The 9,404-nt window shown below is 43.9% G+C and carries 10 protein-coding genes; 2 read left to right on the top strand and 8 right to left on the bottom strand.

The window, feature by feature from the left end:
• Positions 1-59: 59 nt before the first annotated feature.
• The 5 genes from L3V36_RS02825 to L3V36_RS02805 form a co-directional block, all read right to left on the bottom strand.
• Positions 60-272: an MbtH family NRPS accessory protein gene (locus L3V36_RS02825; RefSeq protein WP_065103530.1), complete on the bottom strand. Its 213-nt coding sequence runs from the start codon at positions 270-272 to the stop codon at positions 60-62.
• A 58-nt stretch (positions 273-330) separates the two neighbouring features.
• On the bottom strand, positions 331-1,986 hold the full coding sequence (locus L3V36_RS02820) for a multidrug ABC transporter permease/ATP-binding protein (protein WP_017078077.1): 1,656 nt from the start codon (positions 1,984-1,986) through the stop codon (positions 331-333).
• A 198-nt stretch (positions 1,987-2,184) separates the two neighbouring features.
• Entirely contained in the window at positions 2,185-4,161 is a 1,977-nt protein-coding gene (gene fhuB / locus L3V36_RS02815) for a Fe(3+)-hydroxamate ABC transporter permease FhuB (protein WP_102447913.1), read from the bottom strand.
• Positions 4,158-5,096 carry an ABC transporter substrate-binding protein gene (locus L3V36_RS02810; protein ID WP_102447914.1) on the bottom strand — a complete coding sequence of 313 codons (939 nt, stop codon included), beginning with the start codon at positions 5,094-5,096 and terminating at the stop codon, positions 4,158-4,160. Before L3V36_RS02810 ends, fhuB begins: the two co-directional genes overlap by 4 nt.
• Positions 5,093-5,872 (bottom strand): ATP-binding cassette domain-containing protein, encoded by a 780-nt coding sequence (locus L3V36_RS02805; RefSeq protein WP_102448078.1) that lies wholly within the window; start codon positions 5,870-5,872, stop codon positions 5,093-5,095. Before L3V36_RS02805 ends, L3V36_RS02810 begins: the two co-directional genes overlap by 4 nt.
• Positions 5,873-6,111: 239 nt before the next feature.
• On the opposite strand from L3V36_RS02805, the gene L3V36_RS02800 reads away from it, so the two are divergent.
• A complete protein-coding gene (locus L3V36_RS02800; RefSeq protein WP_237296582.1) occupies positions 6,112-6,885 on the top strand; it encodes a 4'-phosphopantetheinyl transferase superfamily protein in 774 nt (257 codons plus the stop codon).
• An 18-nt stretch (positions 6,886-6,903) separates the two neighbouring features.
• On the opposite strand, the gene L3V36_RS02795 is transcribed toward L3V36_RS02800, so the two are convergent.
• From L3V36_RS02795 to L3V36_RS02790, 3 genes are all read right to left on the bottom strand, one after another.
• On the bottom strand, positions 6,904-7,356 hold the full coding sequence (locus L3V36_RS02795; protein WP_102447915.1) for a GNAT family N-acetyltransferase: 453 nt from the start codon (positions 7,354-7,356) through the stop codon (positions 6,904-6,906).
• 66 nt (positions 7,357-7,422) lie between these two features.
• A complete protein-coding gene (locus L3V36_RS23850) occupies positions 7,423-7,557 on the bottom strand; it encodes a hypothetical protein (protein ID WP_009846853.1) in 135 nt (44 codons plus the stop codon).
• A gap of 24 nt (positions 7,558-7,581) precedes the next feature.
• Complete coding sequence (locus L3V36_RS02790) at positions 7,582-8,712, bottom strand: PcfJ domain-containing protein (RefSeq protein WP_102444681.1); 1,131 nt, start codon at positions 8,710-8,712, stop codon at positions 7,582-7,584.
• Between the two features lie 243 nt (positions 8,713-8,955).
• On the opposite strand from L3V36_RS02790, the gene L3V36_RS02785 reads away from it, so the two are divergent.
• On the top strand, positions 8,956-9,378 hold the full coding sequence (locus L3V36_RS02785; RefSeq protein ID WP_004733915.1) for a universal stress protein: 423 nt from the start codon (positions 8,956-8,958) through the stop codon (positions 9,376-9,378).
• Positions 9,379-9,404 lie beyond the last annotated feature (26 nt).

The raw sequence follows: 9,404 nt of genomic DNA, 5'->3' as shown, positions 1-9,404 counted from the left end.
ATCCTCAATTCGCCCGTTATAGGCGAAAAGTACAGGTGCTGACTAAAAGTTAAACGGGTTTAGTGTTCTAGAGCGTCTATCGCGTCGCGTAAACTTTTCGGACGCATATCAGTCCAAACTTCTCGGATGTGCGCAAGACAATGTTCTTTGTTGCCTTTTACACCGACCTCAGTCCAACCATTGGGCACTAAGTGGTAGGTTGGCCAAATGCTGTATTGTTCTTGTTCGTTTATAACAACGGTAAATTCCGTATTTGGGCTATCAATACTCATTCTTTCCTCAACTAACTTTGTTTTATTGTGTTTTTGAACCTAACTTGGCTCTTAAAACTCAAGCCACAACACTCTCTAGTGCTTGGTGTGCTTGGGCTAAATTCCCTTTACTCAACTCAATAAGATTGCCAGTATCCATTTTGAAAATACGGTCAGCGGCATCAAAATAAGCGTCATCATGAGTAATCGCGATTACAGTCACGCCACGTTGTTTAAGCAGTGGCAATAACTGACGGTAAAACAGTTTTCTAAAGCGTGGGTCCTGATCAGCGGCCCATTCATCAAGCAGAATACAACCGCGTTTTTCGAGTACTGACATCATCAGTGCCAGTCGCTTTCGTTGACCTTGTGAGTAGCGAACATCACTTAACTTGCCTTGTTGATGATCAACCTTATGTGCCATTTCAAGACGTACCATCCATTCGTCAATATCTTTGCTATCGATGTCTTGACCTTCACCATCGACAATTTGATGGAATAAATGGAAATCACTGAATACAGCCGAGAATTGATGGCGATAATCTTGCCAATGCGCTTGAGTCACCTCATTACCATCAACATAGACTTGGCCAGAATGCGGTCGGTAGAGCCCAGTAAGTAAACGAGCAAAGGTCGATTTACCACTGCCATTGCCACCAATAATGAAGATGTGTTCACCGCGTTCTATTTTGAAATCGATTGGACCTACGCCGAATGCGTCGCCATCAGAATCTGAGCGATATCGATAGCGAGCCCCCACGAGTTCTAGTGAACTGAATACTTTGGTTTTTGCCGATTTCGGACTCAAGCTTCGATCGGTACTCAACTCTAACGACGACAACTTCTTCATAGAAATATTGGCAGTAATCAAGGTTGGAATTGAACCTACTGCAGACATCAATGGTGTTCTCATAAACAACACGACCAATGCGAATGTAGACGCGACTTCTAACGTCGCCCAACCTAAGCCAGTCGCTAGGTAGAAATTCAAACCAATCAGCGCCAATACCACGGTGTTCGCCATGTTGGCAGCGAAACCATTTAAGATATCGGCCTGTGTCACTTCATTTCTGTAACCTTCCGCATTGACTGAAAAGGTTTCATCAAAGTAACGCTTGGCTCTGAATGGATTTAAAGACAGCTCTTTACGTCCATCAATCAAGGACTGGTAGTCGTGATACAACTTGTCGTCGTACTCACGAACCTGTTTAACGTGTTTAGTGATGCGCGTAACAAGTAGATAACCAATGACACCGGTTAAAGACAGCATTAAAACGCTGACACCAAACAGAGGCATAGACAAAAAAGCCAGGTAGACCAATGCCACCACCGTTAACACCAAGCCATAAATCAGCTCAGGCAAATGTACGAACGCGATAGTGATATTTCGAATGTCTGTGTTCAGTGACGCGAGTACCCCTGCACTTCCAACCTTCTCGACTTGTTCAATATCGGTATTCAATAGTTGAGAGACCAATTCACAACGCTTGTTATAAACGAATTTGTGTCCTAGTTTATGGAGAGCGACTTGAGCAACGGTAGCTGTCACCAACAAACCAATCAGCAGCAAACTAAACTGAATTAGGGTATTGGAAAGTGACCCATTGCTTTCAAGTAACTTATGCTGAATAAACGCGATCACGCCAACGCTCAGGAACGCACTCGCAATACTCAATAAGATCACGAACAACAATGATTTTTTCTGTTTTTCAGCCAGCAATAGGATCAAACCCATTTCATACACACCATTCAATTAATTATTATTGTGATTATCATTATCAATAAAGAAAAAGATAAACCTGTATAAACCAAGCACGATAATCTTGTTGTCTAGTCTTGGCCTCTAAAAGCTCAACCCGTTCATTCAACAGAAATCCGTTAACAAGCGTTCAGTAGTCGCTATAAGTAACGACAAGGACTACAAGCAGCTAAGCTATAACCTTCTTAAGCCCCACATCAGATACATGCCACCGATAATCGAAGCCACCAATCCTGCTGGGATCTCTTGCGGGTAAAGCCACTGTCTACCAAGCCAATCCGAGATCAACATCAGTGCCATACCAATTAACGAAGAACAGATCAGATGCTCTTTAGCACGGCTATAACCAAATAATCTCGCCATGTGTGGAGCCATCAAACCGATAAAGCTTAACGGGCCCACCACCAGTGTTGCGCTCACGGTTAAACATGCCACCAGCACCAACAATATAATTCGAGATTTTGATACATTAATACCAAGAGATTGCGCACTCGCCTGCCCTAATGGCAACACATCCAACCATCGCGCACAGAGGAAACCTAACGAGATAAATACAACCGAAGATATCAGTAACGGAACGAGTGTTGCCTCGGTGACGTAATACGTTGAACCTGCCAACCAAGCCAGAACTTGATAACTTCTTGGGTCGCCACCTGCCAATACAAAACTTTGCACAGCGTTCATCAGTGCCGTTATCGCAACGCCTGTTAGTAATACTCTTTCCGGTTGGAAGCCCGACTTCTGGTTGAGCACGACAATGATGCCCAAAGTACAGACCGCGCCAATAAAGCCACCGACATAAAGCCCAACAACGCTGCTTCCAAAGCCCACAAAAATTGCGATGATCAAACCTAGTGCGGTACCAGAACTGATACCAATCACTTCTGGGCTAGCCATTGGATTTCCACTCAAACGCTGAACGATCGTGCCTGCTACTGCCAACATACCACCCGCCAATGCCGCTGCCGTTAATCGAGGTAAACGCCATTCAAGCATTGCCCAGTCTTGAGTTTGAAATAACCAACGCCAACCTTCAGTTTGTACAGAGAATAAACTGAACACGACCAGCGACAGAGCAATAAACAAGCTAGCCAATACCACTGAATGCTTGTTTAAGCGAGAAGCTACTTCCTTATGACGCGTTAATACAGTTTGCGTTTGTGACTGGCTTTTCATTGATAACTTGGGCAGTAACCACAGCAACAATGGAGCACCCAATGCAGCCGTTGCAGCACCTGTCGGTATAAACATCGACATGATGCCTGGTAGTTGTTGAATCAGCAGATCGGTAAGGCTTAACAGCAAGCCGCCTAACACCATAGATACCAATAACTTAGGAACTAAACGGTGCACACCCATCAAGCGTGCTAATGCGGGGGCCGCTAAACCAACGAATCCAATTACACCCACCGCACTGACAACCCAAGCCGTCAACAATACGGCTAACCCTAAACAACCAACTCTCAATTTCGGTAACGAAACACCTAAGCTCATAGCGCCCTGCTCTGATAACTGGAGCAAACTCAGTGGTTTTACGAACAGAAACGCCATCAGAGTCGCAATCGCTAAGCGCGGAGCCAAGTACTGAACATCTTCCCATCCGGTTTGAACCAATGAACCTGCGCCCCAAATCATTAAGCCATTCAGTTTGTCTTGGTTCACCATCAATAAGACAGTACTCACAGCGCCAAAATAGAGGTTCACGACTAAGCCAGATACAATCACCACAGTTGGAGACAAAGCTCGTCGCCAAGACAAAGCAAACACCAAACCAATGGTAGTTACGCCACCAACAAACGCCACCAGCGAATAAGACCACTCTAAAAGCCAAGGGGCGTAAAGCGTCGCTAACATAAGTGCAAAGCTCGAACCACTCGCGACACCTAACGTAGACGGTGAAGCCAAAGGGTTTCTGAGCACCTGTTGCATCAAGACACCCGCAACTGCCAACGCTGCGCCAGATAGCAATGTAGTGAATAACCTCGGCCACCAAGCTAAATGCAGCTTCACTGAGTCTGGAGAAGTGAAATCAGCGCTCCACAAACTAGAAAATCGGCTCAGTCCGAACTGAGGGACAGATAGGTGCTGGCCTATTAACACCAGTGTAGAAACCAATAAAAGAGTCATAACACCTAACGAGAGAACTCTCATAGCACGTCTCCTTGGTTCAATTCAGAGACAATGAAGCGCGCAAAGCGTGTTGCAGAAGGTATCGCACCGAAACTCCACACCGCTGGTACTTGTAGCGCGGGATAACCCGACTCTTTCACAATGTATTGCCAAAACTGATTTGCTTTAAGGCTCTCTTTAGTTCCTGCTGGCATTGGCGAAATAATCACGATTTGTCCTTTAACGCCAATAAGCTGATCGACACCAACCAAACTGTAACCCCAAGCGTTGGTTTGCTCTTTCCATGCTGATTCAAGGCCAATCTTGTTTACTGAGGCTTTGTATAGGCTGTTATCCCCAAAGACGCGAACGTGATTAGTGTCCATGAATTGCACCATCAACATTGCAGGAGCACTGTTGGGTAGCAGAGATCCTAAACGATCCATTTCAGTGTTCGCTTTCTGAATCAAAACTTCAGCTTGAGGTTGTTTCTCAGAGACTTCTGCTAGCTTTCGAGTAACCGTTTCTAGCGCTGACCAATCAACATCACCACTTCGGTACAAACCAATGGTCGTAACAGGGGCAATTTTGCTAAGTTGAGTCTCCAACGTTGAAAACATTGGAGAGAGTAATATCTTGTCTGGTTTGAGCTCATGAATGCGTTCGAGGTTTGGCTGTGTTCGTAAGCCAACATCCGCAACAGTTGACGGGATTTGAGGAGACTTTACCCACGAGTTGTAATCGGGTATTTGCGCTACCGCAATAGGAGTAACGCCCAACGCCAGAAGCGTTTCGGTGTGAGTCCAATCGATGGAAACCAATCGAGGTCGATCGTCATCATTCATCTCAGGCGTATCTTGCTTGGCTAACGAAAGTGGAGAAAAAGCCAGCAAGCTCGATATGACAACACTTGAGATAAGAGTACGAGTGACGTGCGAGCGATGTAATATTGATTGGAAAGACTGTTTAAGCATCATGCTGGCTCCAAATCACCAGGCATCGCGACTGGGTAACCCGCAGAGTGTTGAGTAATGTGCATAGGCACACCATAGATATCTTTCAATATCGACTCTTTGAATACCTCATAAACCTCGCCTTCAACTAATAGCTCACCGCTACGAAGGGCAATAATGTGGTCGCAGAAACGTGCAGCCATATTGATGTCGTGTATCACAATGATCACGCCAATTTCCAATGTTTCACTCAGGCGCTTAATCAATGTCAGCATCTCGATCTGATGACCAATATCGAGCGCTGCTAAAGGCTCATCCAGCAAAAGGTATTTGGTGCGTTGAGCCAACAGCATCGCAAGCCACACACGTTGGCGTTCACCACCCGATAAAGTATCCACCAAACGATCAGCGTATTGCGCTGTGTCGGTAAGTTGCATCGCCTCTTCAACATACTGCTTATCTTTACTTGAAAGTCGACCCAATAAGCCGTGCCAAGGGTAACGACCAAAGCTCACGAGGTCTTTGCCGGATAAACTGTCGGTTGCAGGTAAATGTTGAGGTAAGTAAGCAATTTGTTGTGCGAAGTCCTTATCCGACCATTTAGCGACCGGTTTATCTTTCAGGAAAATATCGCCTGAAGTGGCGTGCTGTTGCTTCGCTAGCAACTTTAATAAGGTCGATTTCCCCGAGCCATTATGCCCAACCAAAGCGTAGATCTTTCCTTGCTCAAACGACACATTGAATGTCTTGAGCAATTGCTTATCCCCTACACTAAAACCGAGTCCCTTTGCTTCGAGCATACCTTCAACCTTAAAACACATCATTCACTAAAAAATTAATGAAATACGAACATATTCATAAAATCATTAACAGACAAACATTTATACACTTGCAAAAACCCTAATGCAAACGATTTTCATTTAGATTAAACTATATGCCATACGACCTTTTCCCCTATTTTTTAGAGGGTTAGAGTCCTTACCATGAATAATAGATGCCTATTATTGATTATTCACCTTGTTGCAAAATGGTTAAGCTAATGATGAACAACACCTTTAGTCCACTACCAACGGATCATCCATTTATTGTGGCCGAATTTAACTTTCAAAAAGAATTGAGCTGCAAAACTAAGGGTATTGAAGTCCATGTCGCGCAGTTTGCTCTACAAAGCTTTGACGACAATCTGTTTGATATAACAAACGTGTACTGCCCTATCGCGATCGCTCAATCAGTCGACAAAAGAAAGGCGGAGTATTTTGCGGGACGTTATTTGGTTGCGAGGGAATTACAAAATCTGGGCTTTTCACATCAGCCCCTTGAACAGAATGTCGACCGAAGTCCACGCCTACCAAATGATGTCATTGGTTCTATTTCCCATAGTGACGACATAGCCGCTGTTGGAGTTTTACCTTCTTCTAATGCGAATAGAGAAAACATTGGGATCGATATCCAACAACGAATCTCCAGTGAAATTTGTGATGATATCGAGAACATGGTCGTAACCGTTCAAGAGGTCGATTTGGTGGTGAAGTATGGATTAACTCGAACAGAAGCTGTGACATTGCTGTTTTCGGCGAAGGAGGCCATTTACAAAGCATTGGCTCGCTTTGTTAGAAGAGGACTGGATTTTAACTCGGCAACATTGATCAAAATTGACGAAGACACAGTTGAATTCGAATTGTCCAAAGATATTACTTCGCTGATTTCGGATTCAGAGAGTCATGATGATTCGAGAAGCGTAATTTGCCAATACGACTACATAGCACAACAGAACGCGTATCTGACGGTGTGTTACTACTCGGCAGATACATAGCGACTATTTAGTTTTAATCTAAAACAAAACGCTCATGACGTGATGATTGGGTTCGGTTTCAATCTCGACGATTGACCAACCAAGAGAAAGGTACAAAGGCGCAATATTGGTGTAGGCGTACAACTTAGACGTTGAATCTTTCGAGGATTGAGATTGATAGTAAACTGGCATTTGTTCAACAGCTCGATTAATCAATTCACTTGCAATACCTTGGCCACGCCATTGAGCATCAACATAAACAGCATTAATCCAAACCACATCCCGAACTTGATGAGGTTCCTGAAAATGGGAATATGCCAAGCCACCAATGACCACATTATCGCGAAGCACTACTATTACTGGAGGAAGTTGTACGCAGTCTTTATAGGTATCTTTAAACTTGAAATCCGACCATTCACTTTGAAACAAGCGCTCTAATTCACTCCAATATGGCGAACTTTCATCGCAATTTCTAAAGATTACTTTCTGCATGTTTCCGTCCTTTGAAAGGTAGTAATTTGGCCATCCTAGCCTTGGTTTATATCAGTGTAGGTAAAGTTACTCTTCTTCGTCGTAATCGTCTGCAGGGTCTTGATTGATTTCTTCGCCACACCCTAAGCATTCGGCTTGCAAATCTGTTGGCATGACAATAATCAAACCACAATGCGGACATAAATCGCCTTGTTGAAACATCCTGCTACTCCTTCTACTTCATGGCTATTGCTTAGGATACTTTTGTTTACTCGCTTCTAACCAGTCATGAATAACTTGGCGAGCGGACTCCGATGGCGGTGCATTTCGTTTTCCGCAAATTTGGTCAATCTCAAACGGAAAGGCTTTGCTTGGAACACGACGTAAACCTATGGTTAAGCGCTGAGGTTTGAACATGCGGAATACCACATAGCGATCGCTCATGATTCGATTATGATAAACACCAATGCAGTGTTTTTGCTCCATGCCTTCTTTTTCAAGGTCGTAGTAATCAGTAAGCGGATGAATATTGTCGTTACCTAGCAAAGGAACCGGGTAAGGAATGTCTTTATCCATTGGGCGGTTACCTTCTAAACGACGCAGTTGACGTTGCTCTGTCCATCTATCGTGAAGTTGTTCGAACATCGCAAATGAGTTCTGGCTGGTAATGGCGCGTAATGGATCATCCATCTCCAAATCTAGTCCTAACAATATCGCATCTTGGAACATCGCCATTTTTGAAGGCGCATTAAGCCTGCCCTCTTCCACCATCGCAATGCCCAATCGACTGCCGGTTAGAAACGGATGAACTTGGTCCAAACGAAGCGCTGTGTAGCCAACTTTGGAGTAATGCTTGAATTTAAGAACACGTCTTTGCAGCGGTTCGAGAATTCGCACAATGTGGTCAAGCTCATCACCGACGTTGTAATGAAGCTCTAGCTTATCGATAAATTTGAGTGTGGCTTTACTGCCGTCTAAGCCCAGTTTGGTTAAGATTCTCTTCTGCCCTAAACGACTCAGTTCCAATGCTTTCTTGTTATCGACACTGTGTTTCATGCAAATCAGCGCCAAGATAACCGGCCTCAATTCAAGCAGTTGAGCTGCTTCATAAGTATTCGCCGCGAGCCACAACATCTGGTATTGATACTCTGGGAAATCATCGGTGATCTCACGATAACGAGCTGGCAATGAATCTAACCAACGACCATTCACATCAAACTGCTCAACGAGGTTTAAGCTCAAGCCAATACCACCATCGAGCGGTCGTCTACCATCTTCAAATACGTGAAAACCGACAAGTTTTTGAGACCAATCGCGGATCTCAATATCGTAGTCAAAGCCTAATGTTCGAGTTGGGATGGTGAGTAATGCTGTCATTAATGCCTCTTGGTTATTGACGAGTTGGACTAGCGAGCTTATCTAATAGCAAAAAGCATAAAGATCGAACTCACTTCACTATAACAACCTTTTGTAAATTTCTTATCAATCAAAGCGATATAAATACGAGAGTACTTAGAAGATCTTTGAATGATGATTTTACGCAATATGAGACCTCTTCGATATCATTTACTTAGAGAGAAACTATGCTTGTAACATCACTAATAACAAGAGGCTTTAATTATGGAATACCGACATATTCTGGTCGCACTTGAAATGTCTGATGACTCGAAAATACTCATTGATAGAGCAACCTTCTTCGCGAACAAACTAGAAACGGAACTTTCGTTTGTTTATATCGACGGTACTCACGGAGAAATCTACCCAGAACTCGTTGATATTCAGCAAAATAATGGTGACTTACCTGTCAATGATGATGCGATAAAACACTTAAGAGAGTTTGAGGCTTACGCTAAACAGCCGGTTCAGCATATTTTTGTAGGTACGGGTGATTTGAATGACAAACTCAAAGATGCTGTGAAAACGCACAACATTGATCTAATGCTCTGTGGTCATCATCATGATTTTTGGCATAAGATCATCTCGCACTCGAAGCAATTGATAGACTCTTCTCCCGTCGACATACTCGTCGTTCCTATGGACTAGAGCTCGTTCCTAAAGACTGACTGCTG

Origin of the sequence: Vibrio sp. G-C-1 (assembly GCF_021728015.1) — a bacterium.
Classification (GTDB): Bacteria; Pseudomonadota; Gammaproteobacteria; order Enterobacterales; family Vibrionaceae; genus Vibrio; species Vibrio splendidus.
This window is presented reverse-complemented; position numbering and strand designations above follow the sequence as displayed.